Genomic DNA, 24402 nt, shown 5'->3' with positions numbered 1-24402 from the left:
CTAGCGTGCGATGGCCGACGGGGATTCTTCCCTTGCGCACAAGATTTGTGCGCTAGCGGGCGATCGCCGACCGGGATGCTTCCCTTGCGTTTCAAAAAGCCCCGCCCCCGCCAAAAGCGAGATCGGGGCATAGCATCCTATTACTTACTCCGCATATATGTGAGGATTTTGGCGTTGGCATTCCTCGATAACCCACAGTTGTCTGCGAACCTGCTGAGGCGTAATCTCCAGCTCTTTCCCCTCAGTCAGCGTGTCATACAGCATCAGATACAGCTTCTCTGTCATATGCTCGAATGCTGATTTACCGTCTGGAATCGCAAGCTCCCAGCTATCCGTTTGCCAAGGCAGCTTCTCACTGCAATAAGCAGGCTTCCCATCCGCCGAAAATAAAGGCTCTCGGATCAGCTTCTGCTCAGGTGCTTCTTCCGATATAAAATATTTCCACTCCAGCTTATTCCCCGTTCCATGGAGGCCACCGTTCGTTCCTTGAACGTTGAATAAATCATGAGGAAATGCAGAACTGGATGAAATTTCCATATCTATCGTAGGTCGACCCTTACCGCGCAAAATAAGCTTCACATAATCCTCCGCATTACCGAAGGTATTCGTTCTGTCCATGATGCACATCACCTCTGGCTGTGCGTCCGCACCGAACAGCTGCAGTGCCTGATCCAGCGGATGTGGCCCCGTATTCATCAAGCTGCCGCCATTATTGCTTTGCAACGTTTGCCAATCCCAACGGCGGGCAAACCCGTTATAGCTGAAGTCGATTTGCACGATGCGTCCCAGCACGCCAGACTCAATCACTTTACGCAGCTGAACAAAAGCCGGCTGATAACGGGATTGTTGGAATACAGCTAATATAGCGCCTGTACGCTCCGATGCCTCAATCAGCTGATCAACCTCTTCCGTTGACTTCGCAAGCGGCTTCTCGCACAACACATGTAGACCGCGGTTAAGCAGCTCCAGCGTAATCGGAAAATGCTGATGGCTCGGAGAAGCATTTACGATTAAATCCAGCTCCTCATTGGCCACCATCTCTTCCCAGGAGGCGTAGGCTTGGCATCCGTATTCTGACTTCGCCAGTTCTTGACGCTCTGGAATGGAGTCCGCAACCGCCGTAATTCGGTAATGCTCAGGCAATTGAACTAGCAAATTTCCGTGAATATCACGCCCGCTGCGTCCCTGTCCAATAATACCTACCTTCACAATTTTCTTGGTCATCGCAATTACCTCTTTCTATCATGGGTTTAGGTGGTCTTGCCAAACGTTTTCTTATATTCAGTAGGCGTAATGCCTGTTCGTTTCTTGAATGTTCGGATGAAATGGCTGAGATGATGAAATCCGACCTGGAAGCCAATTTGTGTAATCGTATGCATGTTGCGCTGAATCAGCTCCATCGCCCTTTCGATGCGTACCTCATTCACATAATCGACGAAGTTCTGGCCAGTTTCTTTCTTGAAAACCGTACTAAAGTAAGCAGGCGCCATATTCGCTAGGAAAGCTCCTTGCTCCAGCGGAATATCCTGACTGTAATTGTCGTGTATATATCTTTTGACCTCTTCAATTGGATGCTGGCTCGTCGATGTTGATTGTACACTTTGCTTGCGCCTAGCACGCCGATATTCGCGATCCATGATGATGAGCAGCTTGACGAGGCTCGTACATATGGCATATTCATAACCCGCTTCACGATGCTCAAATTCTTCCTGAATATCTTGAAGCAGTTGCTCGACGAGAAGTTGCTTCGACTTCGCGATATGCAGCCACGGCTGAGGCAAGGACGATAGCTCGGGTAATTCGTCAGCATTTTGAAGAAGAGGCTGCAAAGTATCCAAGAAAGGCTTCAACTGCTCCCTCACCAAATAGGGGAGAAAATCAATCAGCACCACTTCGAACTCATGATCCTGGGTGGCGCTCAAACTGTGTTCCACCCCAGGAGTGATGATGAACATATCCCCTCTGCTGACTTTCAGCGACTTGCCACGCAGCTGATGGTTGCATACACCCTTAAGCACGTAAGCAATCTGCGTATATTCGTGGATATGCAAGGGCTGCTTCAGCGAGAGGCTGGAGTAGCTGAATATTTTAAAAGGAAATTCCTTTTTCAGTGTTAAATTACTTTGAAAATAGGACATTCCCTTCCCCATGTTCATACGATTACCACCTGTCCGATGCCATATTTCCTTCAAGCATATGCCAATTGGCGGAATAGAACAACCCTTCTGCGTACTCGCGCGACTTAGCGCTTCCATTAGATCACTTATCTTCCGTCATAGACGAGCCTGCCAGCTTTGTAAGTCTGACGCAAGCGGATGCGTCCGTCATCTCGCACCCTATCCAAGAGAACGAAATCAGCCGGCGCTCCTACCGACAAGCCCTCTGCGGCAGGTAAACCCATCAAGCGGGATGGTCGTGTCGAGGCCATTTCCCAAGCAGCTGGGAATTCAGCGATGCCCCGTCTGTACAAATGTGCAATGCCCCATAGCAGCATCTGAGCCGAGCCTGCAAGCAGCCGGGGGTCAGCAGCCAAGTGAAGCTTGCCTTCTGTGGTAAGTACAACATCTCCACCGATGTGCGTCTTGTAGACGCCTGGTTCAAGACCGCTGATAGCTACGGCATCGCTAACAAGCAGCGCTTGCTCTCCTTTCACTTTCAGCACGACCTTCAACACTTGCTCCGGCAAATGGAATCCATCTGCGATCACACAGCTCCACAAATCATCCTGTGCCAACTGCTCCCACAAATAATTGGGATGACGTGGCAGCATCAGGTGTGCCCCGTTCCCTAGATGCGTCGACATCCGCGCGCCTGCCGCGACTGCTTCGCCAATCTGCGAAGCGTCCGCAGCGGTGTGACCGATAGACACGATCACGCCACTATCGACGCAGCGCTTAATGAATGTAGCACTGTCCGGCCATTCCGGCGACAGCGTCACGATCTTGATGCGGCCGCCAGCCGCTTCCTGCCAGCGGCAGAAGAGGTCCCAATCCGGCGGCCTTACGGCATCCAGACGGTGAGCGCCGCGCGCTCCGTCATCCCGTGAAATGAACGGGCCTTCCAGATGAATGCCCGCAATACCTTGTTCCGTCGCCGGATCCGCTTCGCAGGCGCTTGCAATACTGCCGAGCGCACTAGCGATCGCCTCGGGCGTGTTCGTAATGACGGTGGGGTAACTGGAGGTGACCCCTTCCCGCCATAGCTTGCGGATGATCTGATTAACCGTCTCCGCTTGCAGCGGAAGCTGGTTGAAGTCTAATCCCGCATAGCCATTGATCTGCAAATCGACCAAGCCAGGGGCGACGATTGGCAGTTCCTCATGAAGAGATGCGTCGAGCAGCATCACTTCACTAATCCGTCCATCGCGGACAGTAATCGCGACAGGTGCTCCTGTAGCATAATGGCGTGCGCGAATGACGTTCATTTTATCTGCCATACGAATCGCGGTCCAGATACATCGTGCAGTCTGGATGCTCGCGGAGAATCGTCGATGGACACTCGGTCGAGATGGCTCCGTTCAATGTGCGTTTTACCGCCTGATGCTTCGTTACACCAGGTACAGAGCAGAACAAATGCGTACCCGACATCAGCGCTGGAATCGTCAGGGTTAATGCATGGGTCGGCACGTCATCTAAACTTTCAAAGCAACCATCATTCACCTGCTGCTGCCGGCAAACATCGTCCAACTCCACACGCTTAATCAGTTCCGTATCTGCGAAATCAGCAACAGGCGGATCATTGAAAGCGATATGACCATTCTCGCCAATGCCAAGACAGACAATATCAATCGGCGCTTCTTCAAGAAGTGCGCTATACCGTTTGCACTCGTCCTCTGCCTTGTTCATGCTATTAATCAAATGCACCGTGCCAGGCTTCACCTGATCGAACAATCGATCGTTCAAAAAGCTCCCAAATCGCTGCGGCGCATCTTCACTAAGCCCGATGTATTCATCCATGTGAAACACAGTGATCCGTGACCAGTCGATGGCTTCATCTTGAGCAAGCGTTTCGAGCATTTCATTTTGCGAGGGCGCTGCCGCGAAAATAATTCGGATAGCCGCTTTCTCAGCAAGCAGCGACTTGATTTGGTTGGCTGCCTCTAGCCCAGCCGCTTGCCCCAACGCGATCCGGTTCTGATACACGTTAACCTTCAACGCATCGATTCGTGTATGCCAAACAGGTTGATCTTGTACTTGTGGCTCGCTCATAGGATCGTTCCTCCAATTATCATATAGTCAGCTGCCGCCCTTCGGCAGCACTCTTATAAATCTGTTCAACTAGCTGTACCGCTCGCAGGCCAGATTCCCCCGTAACCAGCGGTTCATCGCCGGCTTCGATGGCAGCCATGACGTCGAGCAGCTGGCTTTGATGAAAATCCGACACAATGCTGCGCGGATCGGTAATGCCGCCGTAGGCACCTGACTCTGCCCAAGTCGGTTCGCTTCGCCCTGGCACTGTCCAATGGACAATCGTCGAGCCTTCCAGCTTGATCGAGCCTTTTTCCCCGTACAGATTAATCGTCGCTGCAAAGCCCGGAGCAATGCTGGTCGAGGCCATGATCGTACCGAACGCGCCATTTTTAAATTGCAAAATGGCTAAACCCAAGTCCTCCGCTTCCATCTCGTGCGTCTGAGTAGCCACCTTGCCAAAGACAGTGTGTACGTCACCAGCGAACCACAGCAGCAAATCCAAGCAATGAATCCCTTGGTTCATCAGAGCTCCTCCATCTTCGGCAATCGTTCCGCGCCATTTCGCGCTATCATAATAAGACTGGGATCGATGAAAGGGGAGTGACACCTCAACCAGCAGAAGCTTACCGAGATCACCTTCATCCAAAACCCGTTTAATAGCTTGATTCTGTGCTTCAAATCGCCGCTGAGAGATGACAGAAAGTGTAACATTATTTGCTCGTGCCGCTTGCACAAGCCGCTCCGCGTCAGTCACATTCATGCTAATTGGCTTCTCGATAATCAGATGCTTGCCCGCATTCACAACCTCCAAACCGATAGCAGCGTGACTCCCGCTTGAAGTTGTGACACAGACGATATCCACATCAGACCTAGTCAAGAGCTCACGGTAGTCCGTCGTCCAGGTGCAGCCTTCTCGCTCAGCAACCGCTTGCGCCTTCGCTTCCACTCGACTAGATACCACGACTAGGCTTGCCTCTTCGATTTGACGAATAGCCTCGATATGAAAATCCGCTACCGATCCACAGCCGATAATGCCGAACCTCCAGTTAGCCAACCCTACACCTCCTCAAGCAGAGCTCGAAGGGCATCCAGCGTCATTCGCGTACCTGTCAGCTGGGTTCCGCCTTCTGGAACAAAATGCGTTTCAATCGTATACAACCCCGCATACCCATCCGCTTCAAGCGCCTTAATTTGAGCTGTTATATCCACATTCCCAGAACCAAGAGGCACACATTTCGGTGTTCCATCTTGACGAATGTAAGCATCCTTCAGATGAACATGGGCCAAGGCATTTTTCATGTACTGGTACCCGCTTGGGAATGCCTCTCTGGCGCCATACGCTTCATTGCCTGGATCCCAAAGGCCCCGAACAGCTGGAGAATCGATGGCAGAAACAAGTGCCGCCACTTCCTCCGCAAAGCCTCCGTTACAGGAAGGCTCATTCTCTAGGAGCAGGATCACGCCTTCGCGTGCTGCAATGTCGCTTGCCCTTTTTAAATGATGAACAATTTCATCACGATGCTGCTCCGGCTCCAACTCTCGCCAAAACGAGAAAATACGGATGCGCGTTGTCCCCAGCAGTTTTGCGATTTCGATCACTCTATCCAGTTTCTTAAAATGCTCCTCTACACTCTCCTCCTTCTGCCCAAACGTGTCCCCCGATTCAACCATTCGCTTCGGATCCAACGCGCATTTAAACAAAGGAGATGCAATGGCGGAGACATACAGTCCACGCTCTTCAACCATTTTGCGGATGCCAACGATCTGATCGTCAGCCAACACGGATACATTCATGCCATTCACAACTCTTACTTCAACATGTTGCAAACCCTGCTCTGCAGCCCAATTCAACGCTTTCTCGAAATCCGGAGATACTTCATCCGTCAGTACGCCTAATCGATTCCAAATCAATGAATAACCTCCACCTTCGCTTGAGCATGCGATTCTGTTTTCTTCTTATTTTTCCTAACTATACCAAGATTGTCTCGGTCAAAGTTGACGTTTCTATTGAAGTAAGTTTACATTTTTTTCGCTTTCTTTCAGCAGTATGGATATGGGCAACTACATGAAAATCACAGCCAGTAAATAAAAGGAATTTGAGTGCATATGTGGAATAGTCTATATACACAATATGAGTCTTTGTAACTACGAGAAGTAGTTCCTTTGTTCATGAAAAAAGGAGGTAATTGTATGAAATCAACGGGAATTGTAAGAAAAGTTGACGAATTGGGACGGATTGTTTTACCTATTGAGTTGCGTCGGACACTCCATATTGAGATCGGTGACGCCATCGAAGTCTATGTGGACCCTGAGCGTATTACGCTCAAGAAGTATATGCCTGCTTGTGTGTTCTGTGGGAATTTCGAGGACATGACCTATTTCAAAGGGAAGCTTGTATGCGGCAATTGTATTGAAGAGATTACGTAGTAATTCTCGTGACGCACGAACATCGGCAAAGTCGAACATAAGCCCTCAGGGATGATCCTGATGGGCTATTTTTTATAAAATAACGATTGCAATAGTTAGAAATAAAGTGTAGATTAAATACCTAAGTGCATAATCACGGGAGCTTGGTGAGACCAGGCTGAGAGGATAGTTATAACTATCGACCGTTAAACCTGATCTGGATAATGCCAGCGGAGGAACACAAGATCTCTTTGTATACCAGGAGACCGCCTCTATTAGAGATGCGGTCTTTTTTTCGCAGCATGAATCCTCCGCTTGATCAAATCGATTATAGGAGGCATGTAAATGTCAATGGAAACAAGTAAAGAAACCGACTCTTCTTCAATTTCCTCTTTTCCGGGAAGCAAAAAAGTGTATGTCGAGGGCTCACGAAAGGACATCCGAGTTCCTATGCGTGAAATCACTTTGAGTCCTACCACGGGCGCTTACGGCGAACAGGAAAACGCCCCTTTGCGTGTCTACGACACAAGTGGTGCTTATACAGATGAGGAAATCCAAACCGATATTCGTGCAGGTATTGCGCCTAATCGTTTGAATTGGATTGTAGAACGCGGCGATGTAGAAATATATGAAGGAAGAACGATTAAACCGGAAGATAACGGATATACCAAGGAAGAGAACGTTACCGAAGTTTTTCCAGGCTTACATCGTCACCCGATGAGAGCGAAAACAGGTCGTAACGTAACCCAGATGCATTATGCACGTCAAGGTATCATCACGTCCGAAATGGAATATATCGCGATTCGCGAAAATGTATCTCCGGAATTTGTGAAAGACGAGGTCGCTCGTGGTAGAGCGATTATCCCCGCCAATATTAATCACCCTGAGAGTGAGCCAATGATTATTGGACGTAACTTTCTCGTAAAAATCAATGCGAATATTGGAAATTCTGCTGTATCGTCCTCCATTGAAGAAGAAGTGGAAAAAATGAGATGGGCTACTCGCTGGGGCGCTGATAATATTATGGATCTCTCAACGGGTAAAAACATTCATACCACCCGGGAATGGATTATTCGTAATTCCCCTGTTCCTATTGGTACCGTTCCAATTTATCAAGCACTAGAGAAAGTCAATGGAAAAGCAGAAGATTTGACGTGGGAAGTATACCGTGACACGCTTATTGAACAAGCTGAGCAAGGTGTCGATTACTTTACGATTCATGCTGGTGTGCTGCTGCGTTATGTTCCTCTTACTGCCAAACGAGTGACAGGTATTGTTTCACGAGGCGGATCCATTATGGCAGCCTGGTGTCTCGCCCACCATCAGGAAAACTTCCTGTATACACATTTTGAAGAGATCTGTGAAATCATGAAAACCTATGATGTATCCTTTTCTTTAGGCGATGGTTTACGCCCAGGCTCCATTGCAGATGCGAATGATGAGGCCCAGTTTGCAGAACTAGAAACACTAGGCGAACTCACCAAAATCGCCTGGAAACATGATGTACAAGTCATGGTAGAAGGTCCTGGTCACGTGCCCATGCATTTAATCAAAGAAAATATGGATAAACAACTTGAAATCTGTGATGAGGCTCCTTTTTACACATTAGGACCGCTTACAACGGATATTGCGCCAGGCTATGACCATATCACTTCTGCCATTGGAGCTGCCATGATAGGCTGGTTTGGTACTGCCATGTTGTGCTATGTAACTCCCAAAGAACATTTGGGTTTGCCCAATAAAAATGACGTTCGTGAAGGGGTTATCACCTATAAAATTGCTGCTCATGCCGCTGATTTGGCCAAAGGTCATAAAGGCGCCATGGATCGCGATAATGCGTTATCCAAGGCACGTTTTGAATTCCGTTGGCATGATCAATTCAACTTATCCTTGGATCCAGAAAGAGCTATCGCATACCATGATGAGACACTCCCTGCAGAAGGTGCCAAGATCGCTCATTTTTGTTCGATGTGCGGCCCTAAGTTCTGCTCCATGCGGATTTCCCAAGATATCCGAGACTACGCCAAACTACAAGGCCTTGAGGAAGCTCAAGCCATTGAACAAGGGATGAGTGAAAAATCGGAGGAGTTTAAGAAAGCGGGCCACGCCCTATATACGTAAGTGATGTTATAGAAAAAAAGGGTTGCGCGTGCATTGCGCGTGCAACCCTTTTTTCATCCAGCTGCTACTACTTCACCTCGACCTGCACCTGCTCAAGTCGATACACCGCCAACAACTCGCCCGCAGAATTCGCGGCGAACATCACCGTACGCTCGGCTTCCAGCTCGAACGCATAGCTCCGGCCCGTTGCCGGATCGGTCACTTCAACCTGCGTATCCACGCCGAACTCCGAGACGAAGATAAACAACGAACCGCTGTCAAAGCTGAGCTTCCGTCCATACACGCCCGGCTGCTGCCCGCCTTTTACCCATGTCAGTTCCGCATCAACGCCAGCTGACTTAAGAGCATACGCATACAACTTCTCAAGTACATCGCTGCGCTCACCAAGCTCCACTGGGAGTGGACACCAGATCAGCTGCCCTTTGCCCAGCTCGTAGCTGCGAACGACGCCATGCTGTGAATTCCATTTTCCATCATCGGATAGTGGTACCTCTTTATTCAACTCAGCGATCCGTGCACCTCCGAAGGACACAGGAACCATTTCTCCTTCCAACACCATCGCCTCTTCACGCACAATGTTGCTGAGCACCGTTTCACCTACAATATCGGTCAACCGAGCGACAGGTGCCCAGTACTCATTTAATCCAAGCGGCCCAGTAAACAGTAGCGTTCCGCCATTTTCACGGACATGCGTCGTCAACTTCTCCAAAGCGGCATCACTGAAGTTATGCGCACTCGGCACGATAATCAACTTCGGCTGATCCGTCGACAATGCCTCGAGATGATACTCGCTCAACCCGCGGAACGGTACGTTCATCCCATAAGCTAGCGTGCGAGTCAGCTTCGCTGTTGCGTCACCGGCTACTTTGCGCGTGGAGAAATCATTCGAATACGGGAACACCGCCACGACATCCTCTAATTTGCGGCCAACAAAGAGATCGCGTATCTCACCCATGAAGGCCCCGAAATCATAGGAAACATCCGCCTCTGGCTTCTCTGTCCCGTCTGCCCGCAGCGCACCAATATGCGACTCATTGATGTTGTTCATATAGAAGTTGATATTCCAAATCCACTGAACAGCACCCGCTCCACCTGTTGAGAAGGCATAAGCATATTTACGCTCCAAAATATTTCGCAACTCATACTCCGACCGCTTTGCACGCCCATCCGCCGTCTCGACATACATGATGCCCGTTTCTTGAATCAAGCTTGGCTTCGTCGGCGCCTTGGAGAAAATCCCGTCCCACACCAACTGATCCATCAACCACCACGTATGCACCGTCGTATAGTCCACTGCTTCTGCATAAAAGAATGGCGATGGCCGCTGCGCCCCTAAGCCCTCATCCTGTCCCACAGTCGCCAACTGTGCGGGGTTAATACTGCGAATCGTTGCGATCAATTCCTTCGCCCAACGATTGTGCATGTCCATGGTGAAGAGGGTATAATCCAGCCATGGGGAACCTTTTTTCTCCACCGTCTCCGTTGTGCTCATGTTCACTTCAGAAGGATCCAACAAGCGGACACTTGCGAAGCTCGGCAGTTCCGCAGGAGACATATTCCAGCGCTCTTGCAGCTTGCGAATATCTCCATGTCGCTCCTCCAGCCAAGCTACATACGCTTCGTGCTCGAAAGCATCATGCGCCGACTGCGGCCCAGCAAAAGGCTTGCTCGGATTGAACATCGACGGCTCATTGATCAGATCCCAGTGCACATTCGTCGTTTCCTTATGTCTGGACACCACGGAAGATATAAACCGCTTCTGCGCTTCCACGCTGCGCGGATCCAAATACGGATTCACGCCCTCCCACAGCTCAGGTGTAAAAGAGAAGAAATTGAACGTGACTTCGATCCCATGTCTTTTGCAAGTCAAAATAAAAGCATCTATGCTGCGCAGCACTTCCTCATAAGGATGTCCGTCTACGAACATGATTTGACGCCACGCTGACCACACACCTGTACGAAGCAGGTTAATGCCCGCTTTGACCATTTGTGCAATATCGCGATCCCACACGGAAACGTTCGGCAAGAACAGAAACTTCCTCGCCACATCGCTCGTCATATACGTCATCCCAACGATCGGAAGCGGACGTCCGTCCTTCCAGAAGTAGTCACGATCACAGGACATCGGCGTCCCTTCACGAAGCAACTCCGCATCATATCCCCAGAAGCCTTGGTTAAACGTGCGCGTCTCCCCCGTATTCGCTACCGCTTTACAAACCGCTGTATAGTAACCCGCTTCAATATCAACAGGAATGTTTACCTTTTTAAAAGAGAGCTCACGTGACGCACTCATCGAGAATTCCGTCGCCCAGATCGGTGATGAGGCACCGTCTTTGGATACTTGAACGTGGAATGTCCAAGACTCATTCTCCGATACAGCCCCCGTACGATTCGCAAGCGTCTGCAATTGAACCGTCAACGCTGCACGGTCGCCCGGATCATAACAAGCATAGTTCGGTTTGAACCATATTTCCGTAACGCCTCGCTGCGTATATGCCGCTAACTCACTTACTAACGCCGCTCCCCCGTTACCCCAGAAAGTTTCATCCGTAACCACATTGGCGAAAATGTGGCGGCCTCCCGCGAACACCCCCTTCGTATTCTCAAGAAGTACGATCGGCGCTGCCACTTCACGTCCCTCCTTGGAAATCCCTTTCAGAAGAGGCGTGAAATGCGCATCCATCGGACCACTAGAACCAATTTGACCTGGATGATCATCGGTCCGTGTCACATGCAGTGCGAATCCAACCGTTGGTTGAATAGCGAACAAGTTTTCTTTGCCTGCCAGCAACGGCAGCTCGGTATTCACGGCATATCCAGCGATAGGAGCGTCGTCTACGGAAAGAATTTCATGAATTTGAAGCTGCTGATGGTACGCTGTCTGCTCGATTTCCAGTTCCCAGCCTTCGGCACCTTGGTAAGCCGGTACTCGGAAAGGAGCGCTGCCTAGATGTACGAATCCTTTGCCTTTACGCGCGTGAGTTAGGATTGCTTGCCATGCTGATTTCGGGAAGTAACGCCCGTGAAGATGGATGAAGTTATCTGCCCCCTGCCCCAGCGCTGCTTCTAGCTCCTGCGCTCCAACCACTCTTCCTATTTCTCCAAGCTGTGCAACAGCCTTGTCATCGGGCCGAATTCCTTCATATGGAAATGTGGGATCGTAAAATATGATCGTTGTAAGCATGCTTTCATCCTCCAAATCGATGTGTGGGTTCAATCGTCACTTTGTATTTGTTTTGTTATTTTTGTTAGGCTAACAACTCTTAATCATGAACATAATTTACTCACTTTCCGAGTTGCGGTCAATCTTTATTTTGCATAAAACCATAAAATAAACGTACATTGACAATATCCCACTGATCAGGAACAATAGATTTGTTAGGTTCTTTTTGAAAAATAACGTATGTATAACATAAAAGGATGTCACTCATGAGCCCAAAAGTTTCCATGCAGCAAATTGCTGACCGATTAGGTATGTCCAAATATACCGTTTCTCAAGCTTTATCCGGTAAATCAGGCGTTAGTGAAGAGAACCGTCTTCGTATTCAGGAGACTGCGAAAGCGATGGGCTATACGCTCCAACAGAAGCACGCACAACGCACACCAACGCATCATCTATCTGCCAGCCACGTCCCGAATGAAGATACTCTCGTCAAACCTGACATCTCTCCCTATATCTTGGTGTGGATTCAGTCTACCTATTTAGAGGACAACCCTTTCTGGGGAAAGGTTCTCACCGGCATTGCCGCAGCCAGCAAAGAATTGGGCTTTGAGCATCTCATCGTCCCCATCGCACCTCATCATCAACTGGGACTGCAAATGCCTTCCTATCTTGATCCTTCACATTGCATAGGGCAGCTGTTAGCAGGAACCTTTCCTGCCCAGTCTGTTATTTCGTTGAAACAGAGTGGTATTCCACTCATCCTCATCGACCATCATGAACCGCTCATCGAAGTTGATTGTGTGCTTAATAACAATTTGGATGCTGGCAAAATGGCCTGTCAACGCTTGCTCTCCACTGGAGAGAAGCGTGTAATTTTCATCGGCGATGATCAATTCGCCGTCAGCTTCAAAGAGCGCTGGTGGGGCTGCCGCATGGCCCTCGAAGATATGGCCGGACCTGCTGAGCACTACCATTTGAAGAAATGGCAAATCGCTTACTCGAGCCCACACATGCTCCATCAAATGGAGCACAAAGTAGCGGCATTGACGCCGGAAACTATGCCTGACGGTTTTGTTTGCGCCAATGATCACCTCGCGCTAGCGCTGCTGCCGATCCTGAAGCGTCACGGTCTCGATGTGCCTAGTCAAGTTAAAGTTATCGGACTGGACAATATTGAAGCAGCCGCCTATGCGACTCCAGCGTTGAGTACCATTGAGCTCGGCAAGGAATCCTTAGGCATTCGAGCCGTAGAAACGCTGCTTTACCGACTACAGAATCCGGGTAGACAAGTGGAGAAGGTCGTGTTATCTTCGCGTTTTATTGCGCGGGATTCTGGTTAAATAAAAAACAGTGAGTAAACACACCAATTACGGCGTATTTATTCACTGTTCTGTATAACTATTTGAGTTTGTTTAAACACTTGATGCGAAGCTAGCAAGGGGCAAAGGTTTTCTGCAATCCATACAGTAATCAATGCTTTGTAGCATTCCTGAATATTCAACATTGTCGAGGGTAACTTTGTTCTCGTGGAGACAAACTTCCTGTAAGTGCTTGTTTAGTTCATCTTGTATCTTATATAACAAAGATATTTCATCCGATATCGTTTGGATTTCGGTTTTCAATTGCGAGTAAGTTTTCATCATTCAACATCTCCTTCCGTTATAGAGAATTTATATATTCTTTATAACGCACAATCGATGAAAATGTTGGAGAATCTTGTAGATCATTCATGTAGATTTTTGTCGTACCACCTATAGCTACCAAAAAAAAGCGTACAGCACTCTCATTATGTACATGAGCAGCTATACGCTTTTTTCAACTACCTATTTGGATAAATAACTTAACCCTATAGAGATGAGCATGCCCGCAAGCGCAATCCAAAATAAATAAGAGCGCCCGATGCGCTTCAGACTTTTATCTTGTCGATCCATAACGGATTTCTTCCGATTGCTGCTCGTCTGCGTTTCTCCCTCAAGTTCATTGGTCACCTGCGATTTCCAATTCACGAATTGAAAGCCAATCCCGCTTACGACAACAGCTACCATCATCAAAATTAAAGAACCCATAAATACCTTGTCCGCAATGGACGCCATGCTGCATTCGACCTCACTATCTGCCTGTAATGCATTTATTATACTTCAAATGGGGTTACGAATACGAACTATCCCAGCTTGATGATGCTCACATTTCGACAAATTAAGTTTCCGTGTCATAAACCCTGATTGCTGCGGTATCTCCTTATTGGACCACCCGTTTTGACATCAGGTATCACTTTACCTTTTTCAACTAGAGACTTCAGATATTTTACGGCCGTATTTCTGTGGATGCCAACTGCTTGAGCTATCGAAATGGGCGAGTAGGCCTTCGTCTTATTTTCGATAAATTTGAAAATAGCAAGTTCCGTTGGAGAAAAATCTGTTTGGGCTATATTGGATTCAATCCCCCACTTTGCTAACGCATGCATCAACTGTTGTTGGCAACGGCGAGGCTGCTCCAGGATGCTATGCAGTGAAAAGCGCAGCACTTTCCAATCGTCGATGATAAGATCATTCTGGCGGAATCGGTCATCTGAAAATTTATACGAATCCGCGTTATGACCATGTGTTCCCTTATCGTCCACTTCGATGCAAACTTTGATACCGGTCGATGGTTTGGCCAAATCAAGATATCTGTATCCGTCTTTATAATCCATCACTTCGTACTCAGCAAACCAACCCTCAAAACTCCCGACAGCAGGCCAGAGCACATGGATAATGAATTTCTTTAGCGAGAAACTCAGACCCTTTTGCAGTCGCAGCCGCCGATCTCCTGTGGACGACTTGATTTGTAATTCTATCCACGTTTCGTACGCAGCACGAAGCTGCAAACTCATCTCATCATTTATTTTCCCCATCTCCTTCMCTACGTTGAGAAAATAAAATAGCCGCTTGCACTGGAAACGAGTTCCCATGCAAGCGGCGTGTTCTTCACGACCTGATCTATTCATAATTTACTTCAAGTTACGCGAAATTACAATAGTTATTTGCATTTCCATAAGCGCTAGCTCGGTGCAGCCGCAGGGGCCGGTGCCCTTGCGCACATTTTTTGTGCGCTAGCCTGCCGCGGCCGCAGGAGCCGGTGCCCTTGCGCACATTTTTTGTGCGCTAGCTTGCCTCGGCCGTAGGTGACGCTGCCCTTGCGCACAATTTTTGTGCGCTAGCTTGCCTCGGCCGGCGGGGCTGCTGCCCTTGCGCACATTTTTTTGTGCGCTAGCCTGCCACGGCCGCAGGGGCCGGTGCCCTTGCGCACATTTTTTGTGCGCTAGATTGCCGTGGCCGCCGGGGCTGCTGCCCTTGCGCACATTTTTTGTGCGCTAGCTTGCCGCGGCCGCAGGGGCTGTTGTCCTTGACGATTGGCTTACAACGTGCGATCGCCCGGCTTCCAGTTCGCTGGGCACAGACCGCCAGCTTGAAGTGCTTGAAGCACACGAAGCGTCTCGTCAACCGACCGGCCAACATTCATGTCCGTGACCACTTGATAGCGAAGCACGCCATCCGGATCAATGATGAATAAGCCGCGGTGTGCAGCGCCTGTTTCATCATCGAGGACGCCATAGGCACGTGCTGTTTCTTTGGAAAAGTCACTGACCAATGGGAACTTCACAGGACCAATGCCGCTTTGATCACGCGGTGTTTGTGTCCATGCACGATGCGTGTAGACGCTATCTACAGACGCTCCTACAATGTCACAATCGAGGTCAAGGAACTGCTCGTAATGGTCGCTGAACGCGGTAATTTCCGTCGGGCACACGAATGTGAAGTCGAATGGCCAGAAGAAGAATACGAGCCATCTGCCGCGGTAATCCTCGAGCGAGATTTTTTCCTCGAGCGTTTCCATATTTTTCGTGGAGAGCAGGGTGAAGCTCGGTGCTGGCAGCCCTATTTTAGCAAAAGTAGCTTGAGATTGAACGGTTAGTTGTTGTGTCATGGTTGTTATCTCCTTTGTTGTATGGGATTAGCTAGCGATTTCGGCTAGTGCTTTTTTGAGTTTGGTGACGTTGAGACCAAGAATTTTGTGCTCACCGATGACCGTGACAGGCAAGGACATGAGACCCATATCGTGCAGTTCTTGTCCGAATTGATCATTCAAATCGATATTTCTTTCTTCAAAACCGACTTGCTGATCTGTTAAATATTTTTTCAGTTGGACACAATAAGGGCAGTTCGTACTGGAATATACAATTACATTAGACATAGTTGGTCATCTCCTAAAAGGTTGAATTATTTGTATTGCGGGATCAGTTGTGCCCGTTTATTAATGAATTTATCGACCGCCATGGCGGCAATCGCACCATCCGCAGCGGCAACGACTGCTTGTTTCACTGGGGTACGTCTAACTTCTCCTGCACCGAAAACACCCGCAACCGGCGACTGCATTGAGCTGTCCAAAATCATAAAGCCATCCTCATCCAGAGGAACTTGATCCTGCAAGAAATCCGTACCTGGCTTGCTGCCAGATAGGAAAACGAAAACACCATCCACATCCAGCACTTCCTCGCCACCAGAGCTCGTACGAATTCTGAGACCATGAACTTGCTTATCGCCAAGAACCTCGAGAGGCTTCGTCTTATAGAGAATGTTCGTGCCTTTCAATTCTGGAACGTGGTGAACGCCTTGCAGCTCAGGTCGAGGCACAACGAAATGAATGGATTTCGTGAACTTGCTCAATGCCTGTGCTTCTTCCAGCGCTTCTTCTGAATCCCCGATCACTGCGACCGTTTTTCCTTCGAAAAATGCACCATCACACGTCGCACACGTACTCACGCCGCGCCCCATCAGATCTTCTTCACCAGGCAGCATGCGGTTACGTCCTTTAGAGCCTGTTGCAATGATGATCGCCTTGCCTTCAAACATCCCGTCAGCGGTAAACACGTACTTCGTTTCGCCTTCGACATCCACGTCCGTAATCGTCGTCTGGATGAACTCAGCTCCGAAGCCTTTGGCTTGGTCGCGCATAGTATCCAGCAGATCCTTACCTGACATTTCTCCAATGACACCGGGATAATTCGCAATTTTATGCGTAATGGCTAGTGCTCCTGCATTTGGTGCTTTATCAATAACTAAAGTTTTCAAATTCCCTCTAGCTGTATAAATCGCCGCAGAAGCTCCAGCGGGACCTGCCCCAACAATAATGACATCATACATCGGTGATGCACTCCTTCCATACGGCCTTATTCATATAATTGATAATCGATATCAGATAATAATTATTATAAATAAAATAAAAATAAAATCAACCTTGTTTATAATAATTCTAATTAATAAAAAAAGCTACCTAGCAAGTAGGGGGTTCCCACTCGTTAGGCAGCTTTGATTATAAATGCTTTGGAGACTACAAATTATCCTCTTCCCTGATCACAGGGTACGTCGAATATGGTGGATATTACTGATTGTACGGCGGGTATGGGTATGGGTATGGATATGGATATGGATACGGGTAATAGGGTGGGTAATAGGGTGGGTAGTATGGTTGTGTCGCCGCACCGTATAGTAAGGGAGCCACTACCCAAGGTAGTACATTGTTAAAGCCGCCGCCATGGAAGTGGCCTGGGCCACCGTGAAAATGTCCAGGACCTCCAGGGCCACCTGGGAAGTGCCCGGGACCTCCAGGTCCGTGGCCAATACCTCCAGGTCCACCTATGCCACCAACACCGCCGGGTCCGTGGCCAACTCCTCCAGGTCCGCCTATGCCTCCGATACCGCCAGGTCCATGTCCTATACCGCCACCATGCCCTCCGACCGGCGGACGAAATTCTTGATCTTCACGCTTCGTCATATCGTAATCACTCACAATCTCTGTATAGTTTGATTTTCTACTATACTGTATGTGTGCGATTGCCTATTCGGTGAACGAAAGCCCAAAAAATGGGCGCATTATTTGGATTTGAGTGCTTTTTCTTGATCTGCCTTCGTTTTCTCATAATCACTTCTATAACTATCAATAATTGACCTATCGTATCCATTCGACGTTAACTTCGATTCCGTGTCACTCATAATTTGCTCAAATCGACCATCAATCTCTTCAACCTTTGCTTTCCCTTTTGCTTTTAAGCTTTCACTTGGTGTGGCTAGATATTGAAGATACAACGCAGTTAGAGATGTTTGAGCTTCTGACATTAAGGACGAGATTTTTCCATCCGCTTCCGCCTTAATCGAATCGAAGGATGGCTTTGTTGGAGCGATAATTCCACCGCCTCCACCACCACCACCTGCTCCACCACCAATTGGCGGCGTTGTTACTGGTTTTGTCACTTCAGGCAATTTAACCTCAGGCTTCTTCTCTTCCTTCGTAACCGCGGACACCGTGTACGTTTCCGGATCCCAGTTAATCGTTTTCCCAACAGACTCCGAGAAGAAACGAATCGGAACAAACAAACTACCATCAACAATATACCCTGGCAATTCATCAGATGGGCTCTTCTTTACACCATCAAAAACATAATTAATTTTCTCTTTATATACCTTCAAATTACTTGGTGCTAACTTCGATTTATCGAACTTTTCATTGCTTTTAGAAAAAACCTGTGTATTTAATTTATATTCACTAATATTAATTTTCTCTGTCGTCTTAGGCTCTGCAATCGTTACCGTATAGGTATTCGGGTCCCAGTTGACCGCTTTATCTAGCGAGTAAGAAATGAATCGAATGGGAACATACGTCGTGCCTTCATAAATGAAACCCTGCTGATCCACTGGCGGCGCATATTCCTTCCCATCAAACGTAAAATGCATTGGAACCTGATACACATCAACATCCATTGGCACTTGTGCTGCTGATGCTTGCGCAGAAATCCCCATCACCAGGGCTAGGGATAAACCTGTAATTGCTTTCATTCGTTGACTCGCTTTCACTTTCTGAACACCTCTTTTATGTATTATTGGGAAGAAACCACTTTCTGTACGGCCGCAATTTCTGCCGATGTAAACTTCGTATACGCGATCTTCTTCAGTTCTGCCTTCTTCTCAGGCGTCAGTCCACCACTAGCCATTTGCCTAAGTTTATTGAGTTCAGATGCCGAGAATCGGCTCATCACGAACTTCACAGCATCCTGCTTATTTTCGAATTGAACATCTTCCTTCTTCTCCGTTGCAGTCGACTTCTTCTGTTCATTTCCCGTTGTTGGCTCTTGCCCCTTCACGGTATTCGCAGCGTTTACCTGCTCATTCGAGTTCTTCGGGTTCACGTTTCCATTAGACTTATCTTCGCTTGCAGACTTCAGCTTCTCAGCACTCGGGGTAACAGAAGGAGGAATTTCAATCGTATTTGCAACAGCGGACAAATCTATGGAATTCAACCATTGTTGGCTTGTCCCACCATCCACAACAAGTTGATTGGCTATTTTATCTGCAATCACATTCATCGCATAACTATAAGCCGTATAACCGCCAACCCCTAGCATACCTAGCACAATGATTGTCAGCATGAGCCTTTTTCTCATCTCAACCCCCTACTGTAGTTAGCAACTGTATTTACATTACTTTGTAGACTTCGGCTGCGTTTCAGCATACTTCTTCCCTTGACTTAAGCCATACTTCGCTGCAATTCCAATCAATTGGTTATACTCGTCTTCCGATAGCTTCTGCAGAATAATATCCTTGGCTTTCTTCTTTTCATCGACAGATAAACCATTACCAGCCATCTTGGCAAAAAGTTGTAGATCTGACGCACTTAATTTCTTCAAAAGCACCGAAGTCACCGAAGCCTTCTCCTTAAGCGTGATCGCATCCTGGACCTCTTTTGCTTTCTCCGTCGTAATTTGAGCTTCATAACCTGTCCCATTCTTAGACGCAACTGGAGATGGTGTAGAGATCTGATCAGCACTCTTAGATTCATTCGACTTCTGAGCAGATGAACTAGTAGCTTGTTTCTCAGTTGGCATATCTATCGGAATCGTTGTCCCTTGCGGTTTAAGTGTAGTCCTAGCATCATCTAGCTTCTGCACATTGGGAATAGTAGACTCCATCGTTACTGTAGTTGCGTTAGTTTTACTATTAACATCACTAACATCAGAAACTATTACACTAGTCTCATCTTCAGCTGCTTGACTGATTTCCAAAGGGATGGTGGGAATCATCGAATCCAGGAAATAAGACATAGCTATATTCATGCCAAAATACCCAATGACAAGCAGCATAGCAGCACTACTTCCTACCCATACTAGTCGCTTCATCCACTTCTTTTTCTTCATATATTCACCAACCAAGTCACATAATAGATATGTTTATTATAAACTCTAAGAGCCCAGAAGTCACATATTGTCGCAGAAAACGCAAAAAAAATGCACCTCAAGGTGCATTTTAACGCAAAAATAATCACACCACAAGACGGGTGACAAATTTCGACATACATTTCAATTGATAACAGTTATATTAAAAGGTAATATACACCATACACGGGAGACGATGCACTTGCCTAACTACTACTTTACAGAAGTATGGACCCCTTTGAAACTTCTCGGTATCAAGCTTTTCAAAGATGATGAAGGCGCTATTTGGATCAAATGCTGGGGATTTAAACGTAGACGTTTCACCGACAGTCCCAAATAGCTGTTAGGTACAAGCTGTTAATATTTTCATTATACCTGAGGATTAGACATTTGCAGAGGGACCAAAGTCATAGTCTGTAGTCCTATTCTAGCTTAAAACAATACCCGCGGCGTCAAGCAGACAGCGAACGGAAAAAAGCACCCAAAGGGTGCTTTCTTTATGTATACAATTTCGTACGATGATAACTAATCTTATTAAAAATCTTCGTTCGCTCCACATCACAGATGCAGCTATCCAGGATAACCTCGTTAAATCTCAACCAAAAAGAATGCCAAAACTTATCCATCTAATTCCCTCCTCGATTTCACATAAATCACTGGGAGGCACGATGATTCGGAAGCTGGCTGACATACTGGCATAAACCACCTTAGTCCCTATAGCTTTGCGTCACTGATTTTCATCAGCTTTGCCATTATCGTCCGATTTATGTGATTGACTTATATACCTATTGTAGCAAATCCATAGTTTGCAGCAATGGTCTATTCGTCGTGATTTTGGGAGCGAAGGAGGGGCGGAAGTACTAGGTTGGATGTGTTTTTTCCCAATTGGCTTATTACACGAATATCATTTCTCTATCGTTACAACAGTTCTTTCCATTGTTTCTTGCCCAATCTTATTAACTAAATACTGATAGAATTCATCTCTTAAATCTTCTCTTTTAAGAGCAAAATCCACAGTCGCTTGTAGAAATCCTTGCTTATCTCCCACATCGTATCTTCTACCTTCAAAGGTATACGCGTACATTGCTTCCCTCTGTGCTAGCACTCTAAGTGCATCAGTAAGTTGAATCTCTCCGCCTTTACCAGGTTGGGTATGTTCTAATATTGAAAATATGGCAGGAGTAATTATATACCTTCCCAGAATAGCGATATTAGTTGGTGCATCTTCAACCGCTGGTTTTTCAACCAACTCTTTGACTTTATAAATACGGTCTTCAATATGTATTCCATCAATAATACCGTACTTACTCACATCTTTATCTGGGATCGCTTGAACACCTAGGATAGTAGTTTTATACTGCTCGTACATTTCACTCATCTGCAATAAACATGGCTTTTCATTTACAACTATATCATCACCAAGTAAAACAGCAAATGGCTCGTTTCCAATAAAACTTTTAGCACAGTAAATCGCATGCCCTAATCCTTTAGGTTCTTTCTGACGAATATAGTGAATATTCACCATATCAGATATTTTTCTAACCTCTTCTAACAAATCATATTTCCCTTTAGATTCTAACTCGAATTCTAATTCTACAGATTTGTCAAAATGATCTTCAATGCTTTTTTTATTTCTTCCAGTTATGATCAAAATTTCTTCGATACCAGATTCAACAGCTTCCTCGATTATATACTGAAGAGTCGGCTTGTCCACAATAGGTAACATTTCCTTGGGTTGTGCCTTTGTCGCAGGTAAGAATCTTGTACCAAGTCCAGCTGCTGGAATAATTGCTTTGCGAACTTTCATTACTTGTCACCTACCTATTCCCCTAACTTACTCCATAATACTCTACGTACCAATTGGCAAATTTCTGCAATCCATCTTCTATTGAAGTATTGGGCTTAAATCCAATCGCCTTCTCCAATAATTCTGTAGATGCATAAGTTGCTGGCACATCCCCAGGCTTGATTGGCTCAAATACCTTATTAAATACTACCACTTTATCCATAGCTTTACTTAAAGCTCGCTCCAAAGTTTCTATAAATACCATAAGCTTTTCTGGACTGCTATTCCCTATATTAAAGACTTTATGAGGAACAGTCTCTGTTGGAGGTTTTCCAAGTAGTCGCTCAATTCCAGTTACGATGTCATCAATGAATGTAAAATCCCGATAGAGATCATTTTCGAAATCACCGTTATTAAATATCTGAATTGGCTCACCGGCAAAATATTTATCAGCGAATCCAAAATAAGCCATATCTGGTCGTCCCATAGGCCCATAAACCGTAAAGAACCGAAGTCCTGTAGCTGGAATCTTATATAAGTGGCTATACGTATGAGCCATTAATTCATTTGTTTTTTTCGTTGACGCATATAGTGAAACAGGATGATCAACGAAATCTGTTTCTTCAAAAGGAACTTTCTTATTAGCACCGTAAACTGAGCTTGATGATGCATAGACAAGGTGTTCCACAGGAAACTCCCTACACGCTTCAAGAATATTATAAAAGCCAATAACATTGCTTTGTATATATACATCTGGGTTTTCTATAGAATACCGAACTCCAGCCTGAGCAGCTAGATTTACAACTACATTCGGCTTGTACTCTTCAAAGATACGGGTAATCGAAGACTTTTCTGATATATCGACTTTAATAAATTTAAAATTCTTATACTGTTTTAGCAATTCTAAACGAGTATTTTTAAGGTTTACATCGTAATAATCATTCAAATTATCCAAACCGATCACATTGCAGCCCTGTTCTAATAACTTTCTAGACAAGAAATATCCTATAAATCCGGCTGCACCAGTTATCAAATAGACTTTACTAGGATCTAGCGGTTTGAAATCCAAGTTTCTTCGACTCCTTTATGTCTTCTCTAGTTGCAGATCCACGTCCAATAGAATGATATTCCACACCTGCGTCTCTCATATCAACTACATTATAAATATTTCTTCCATCATAGACCAGTGGAGTTCTCATCAGTTTTTCAAAAGTCTCAGGAGGAACCGCTTTGATATCTCCCCATTCAGTAAAAATAAAGCATACATTTGCATCCGTTAAGGCATCTTCAATCTTCTCAACATAGGTAATGCTACCCTTTCTATTCATTCCTTCGGGGTAGACTTTACTGAAATTCGAACTCCCAACAGGGTCATAGGCATAGATTTCTGCACCCTGATCTAACAATAAGGGCACGTTTTCAAGTGAAGCTGCTTCTCTTAAATCATCAGTGCCTGGCTTGAATGTTAAACCTAGAATTGCTACTTTCAGTCCATTAATAGTAATGAGCCTCTTACTAGCTTTGTTAAATAGCACAGTTTTTTGGTCATTATTAACATCAATTGCAGCCTTCACAGTCCTTAATTCATATCCATGTTGTCTTGCCATATAGTCAAGCGCCTTAGTATCCTTCGGAAAACATGAACCACCATAACCAATTCCTGCATTTAGGAACTTACTACCAATTCTTTCATCAAAACTCATACCTTTTGCAACAGCTTGAATGTCTGCACCGACTAGTTCACATAGATTTGCAATATCATTCATGTAAGAAATCTTAAGAGCAAGGAAGTCATTTGATGCATACTTAATCATTTCTGCTGATCTTCTATTTACTGAAACAATTGGTAAATGAAAAGGTTCGAAAATCCCCTTTAATTGTTCTTCAGCCCATTTGCTTTCAGTACCAATAATAATTCTTTCAGCGTAGAGAGTATCGTGTACTGCAGATCCTTGTGCCAGAAACTCTGGGTTCGATGCCACTTCTACTCTCACATCATTCACCAAAAAATCATTGATAAACTGTTCCACTTTGTCATTTGTTCCAACCGGGACAGTAGATTTCACTACGACAAGACAATCTTTCTCAATAGTTTCAGCAATTTGTCTTGCAACCGTTGCAATATATGATAGATTCGCAGAACCATCAGGCTGCTCAGGAGTACCTACACCTATGAAAATTGCGTCTGCATCTTTATAAGCAGATATGTAATCTGTCGTATATTCAAGTCTACCTGCAGCATAATTCTTTTGCATTAACTCTTCCAAGCCAGCTTCATAAATTGGTGAAACACCTGACTTCATTAAATTCACTTTATTTTCGTCAATATCGACGCAGGTTACGCGGTGGCCAACTTCGGCAAAACATGCACCTGCAACTAAGCCGACATATCCTGTTCCTGCTACTGCGATTTTATACATAATTATTTTCCTTTCTACTATTCTATATTTAGGTTTATTATCAAATTACAAATTGTATATCAGCCATTTTT

Annotated in this window: 23 protein-coding genes and 2 riboswitches; of the genes, 3 read left to right on the top strand and 20 right to left on the bottom strand. The window is 46.2% G+C overall.

Features of this window, described 5'->3' with window-relative positions:
- Nucleotides 1-144: 144 nt before the first annotated feature.
- The 6 genes from AB4114_RS27735 to AB4114_RS27710 form a co-directional block, all read right to left on the bottom strand.
- On the bottom strand, nucleotides 145-1224 hold the full coding sequence (locus AB4114_RS27735) for a Gfo/Idh/MocA family protein (protein WP_441991365.1): 1080 nt from the start codon (nucleotides 1222-1224) through the stop codon (nucleotides 145-147).
- 26 nt (nucleotides 1225-1250) lie between these two features.
- Nucleotides 1251-2156 (bottom strand): AraC family transcriptional regulator, encoded by a 906-nt coding sequence (locus AB4114_RS27730; RefSeq protein WP_441991364.1) that lies wholly within the window; start codon nucleotides 2154-2156, stop codon nucleotides 1251-1253.
- Between the two features lie 107 nt (nucleotides 2157-2263).
- Entirely contained in the window at nucleotides 2264-3436 is a 1173-nt protein-coding gene (locus AB4114_RS27725) for an N-acetylglucosamine-6-phosphate deacetylase (RefSeq protein WP_441991363.1), read from the bottom strand.
- Nucleotides 3426-4208 (bottom strand): glucosamine-6-phosphate deaminase, encoded by a 783-nt coding sequence (locus tag AB4114_RS27720; RefSeq protein WP_441991362.1) that lies wholly within the window; start codon nucleotides 4206-4208, stop codon nucleotides 3426-3428. The genes AB4114_RS27725 and AB4114_RS27720 overlap by 11 nt, the downstream gene beginning before the upstream one ends.
- A gap of 19 nt (nucleotides 4209-4227) precedes the next feature.
- The gene (locus AB4114_RS27715; RefSeq protein ID WP_441991361.1) at nucleotides 4228-5244 is read right to left on the bottom strand and encodes a Gfo/Idh/MocA family protein; all 1017 of its coding nucleotides are present in this window, start codon (nucleotides 5242-5244) and stop codon (nucleotides 4228-4230) included.
- A gap of 2 nt (nucleotides 5245-5246) precedes the next feature.
- A complete protein-coding gene (locus tag AB4114_RS27710) occupies nucleotides 5247-6101 on the bottom strand; it encodes a sugar phosphate isomerase/epimerase family protein (protein ID WP_441991360.1) in 855 nt (284 codons plus the stop codon).
- A 279-nt stretch (nucleotides 6102-6380) separates the two neighbouring features.
- On the opposite strand from AB4114_RS27710, the gene AB4114_RS27705 reads away from it, so the two are divergent.
- Both AB4114_RS27705 and thiC read left to right on the top strand, forming a co-directional pair.
- Nucleotides 6381-6617 (top strand): AbrB/MazE/SpoVT family DNA-binding domain-containing protein, encoded by a 237-nt coding sequence (locus AB4114_RS27705; RefSeq protein ID WP_441991359.1) that lies wholly within the window; start codon nucleotides 6381-6383, stop codon nucleotides 6615-6617.
- Between the two features lie 125 nt (nucleotides 6618-6742).
- Nucleotides 6743-6852: riboswitch (TPP riboswitch) on the top strand.
- A gap of 95 nt (nucleotides 6853-6947) precedes the next feature.
- Nucleotides 6948-8717, top strand: a complete 1770-nt coding sequence (thiC, locus tag AB4114_RS27700; RefSeq protein ID WP_441991387.1) for a phosphomethylpyrimidine synthase ThiC — start codon at nucleotides 6948-6950, stop codon at nucleotides 8715-8717.
- A gap of 67 nt (nucleotides 8718-8784) precedes the next feature.
- Here the strand turns inward: thiC and AB4114_RS27695 are convergent, their stop codons facing one another.
- Complete coding sequence (locus AB4114_RS27695) at nucleotides 8785-11901, bottom strand: beta-galactosidase (protein ID WP_441991358.1); 3117 nt, start codon at nucleotides 11899-11901, stop codon at nucleotides 8785-8787.
- Nucleotides 11902-12146: 245 nt separating this feature from the next.
- Here AB4114_RS27695 and AB4114_RS27690 point away from each other — a divergent pair, with 245 nt between their 5' ends.
- Nucleotides 12147-13220 carry a LacI family DNA-binding transcriptional regulator gene (locus tag AB4114_RS27690; RefSeq protein WP_441991357.1) on the top strand — a complete coding sequence of 358 codons (1074 nt, stop codon included), beginning with the start codon at nucleotides 12147-12149 and terminating at the stop codon, nucleotides 13218-13220.
- 483 nt (nucleotides 13221-13703) lie between these two features.
- Here the strand turns inward: AB4114_RS27690 and AB4114_RS27685 are convergent, their stop codons facing one another.
- From AB4114_RS27685 to AB4114_RS27625, 13 genes are all read right to left on the bottom strand, one after another.
- On the bottom strand, nucleotides 13704-13973 hold the full coding sequence (locus AB4114_RS27685; protein WP_441991356.1) for a hypothetical protein: 270 nt from the start codon (nucleotides 13971-13973) through the stop codon (nucleotides 13704-13706).
- Between the two features lie 116 nt (nucleotides 13974-14089).
- Nucleotides 14090-14773 (bottom strand): hypothetical protein, encoded by a 684-nt coding sequence (locus tag AB4114_RS27680; RefSeq protein ID WP_441991355.1) that lies wholly within the window; start codon nucleotides 14771-14773, stop codon nucleotides 14090-14092.
- 503 nt (nucleotides 14774-15276) lie between these two features.
- Nucleotides 15277-15846 (bottom strand): peroxiredoxin, encoded by a 570-nt coding sequence (locus AB4114_RS27675; RefSeq protein WP_441991354.1) that lies wholly within the window; start codon nucleotides 15844-15846, stop codon nucleotides 15277-15279.
- Nucleotides 15847-15873: 27 nt separating this feature from the next.
- Entirely contained in the window at nucleotides 15874-16113 is a 240-nt protein-coding gene (locus AB4114_RS27670) for a glutaredoxin family protein (RefSeq protein WP_056624514.1), read from the bottom strand.
- 26 nt (nucleotides 16114-16139) lie between these two features.
- On the bottom strand, nucleotides 16140-17063 hold the full coding sequence (locus AB4114_RS27665; RefSeq protein ID WP_441991353.1) for an NAD(P)/FAD-dependent oxidoreductase: 924 nt from the start codon (nucleotides 17061-17063) through the stop codon (nucleotides 16140-16142).
- 238 nt (nucleotides 17064-17301) lie between these two features.
- Nucleotides 17302-17694, bottom strand: a complete 393-nt coding sequence (locus tag AB4114_RS27660) for a hypothetical protein (protein WP_441991352.1) — start codon at nucleotides 17692-17694, stop codon at nucleotides 17302-17304.
- A gap of 98 nt (nucleotides 17695-17792) precedes the next feature.
- Complete coding sequence (locus AB4114_RS27655) at nucleotides 17793-18770, bottom strand: copper amine oxidase N-terminal domain-containing protein (RefSeq protein ID WP_441991351.1); 978 nt, start codon at nucleotides 18768-18770, stop codon at nucleotides 17793-17795.
- Between the two features lie 23 nt (nucleotides 18771-18793).
- Nucleotides 18794-19357: a hypothetical protein gene (locus AB4114_RS27650; RefSeq protein WP_441991350.1), complete on the bottom strand. Its 564-nt coding sequence runs from the start codon at nucleotides 19355-19357 to the stop codon at nucleotides 18794-18796.
- Between the two features lie 36 nt (nucleotides 19358-19393).
- On the bottom strand, nucleotides 19394-20107 hold the full coding sequence (locus tag AB4114_RS27645) for a hypothetical protein (protein WP_441991349.1): 714 nt from the start codon (nucleotides 20105-20107) through the stop codon (nucleotides 19394-19396).
- Nucleotides 20108-20622: 515 nt separating this feature from the next.
- Nucleotides 20623-20751, bottom strand: a complete 129-nt coding sequence (locus AB4114_RS27640) for a hypothetical protein (protein WP_268796258.1) — start codon at nucleotides 20749-20751, stop codon at nucleotides 20623-20625.
- A gap of 46 nt (nucleotides 20752-20797) precedes the next feature.
- Nucleotides 20798-20886: riboswitch (cyclic di-GMP riboswitch) on the bottom strand.
- A 143-nt stretch (nucleotides 20887-21029) separates the two neighbouring features.
- Nucleotides 21030-21932 carry a UTP--glucose-1-phosphate uridylyltransferase GalU gene (gene galU / locus AB4114_RS27635; RefSeq protein WP_441991348.1) on the bottom strand — a complete coding sequence of 301 codons (903 nt, stop codon included), beginning with the start codon at nucleotides 21930-21932 and terminating at the stop codon, nucleotides 21030-21032.
- Nucleotides 21933-21954: 22 nt separating this feature from the next.
- Nucleotides 21955-22980: an SDR family NAD(P)-dependent oxidoreductase gene (locus AB4114_RS27630; RefSeq protein WP_441991347.1), complete on the bottom strand. Its 1026-nt coding sequence runs from the start codon at nucleotides 22978-22980 to the stop codon at nucleotides 21955-21957.
- Complete coding sequence (locus tag AB4114_RS27625; RefSeq protein ID WP_441991346.1) at nucleotides 22955-24331, bottom strand: UDP-glucose dehydrogenase family protein; 1377 nt, start codon at nucleotides 24329-24331, stop codon at nucleotides 22955-22957. The genes AB4114_RS27630 and AB4114_RS27625 overlap by 26 nt, the downstream gene beginning before the upstream one ends.
- Nucleotides 24332-24402: the final 71 nt, after the last annotated feature.

The sequence above is a fragment of the Paenibacillus sp. 2RAB27 genome, from assembly GCF_052115445.1.
Taxonomy (GTDB): domain Bacteria; phylum Bacillota; class Bacilli; order Paenibacillales; family NBRC-103111; genus Paenibacillus_E.
This window is presented reverse-complemented; position numbering and strand designations above follow the sequence as displayed.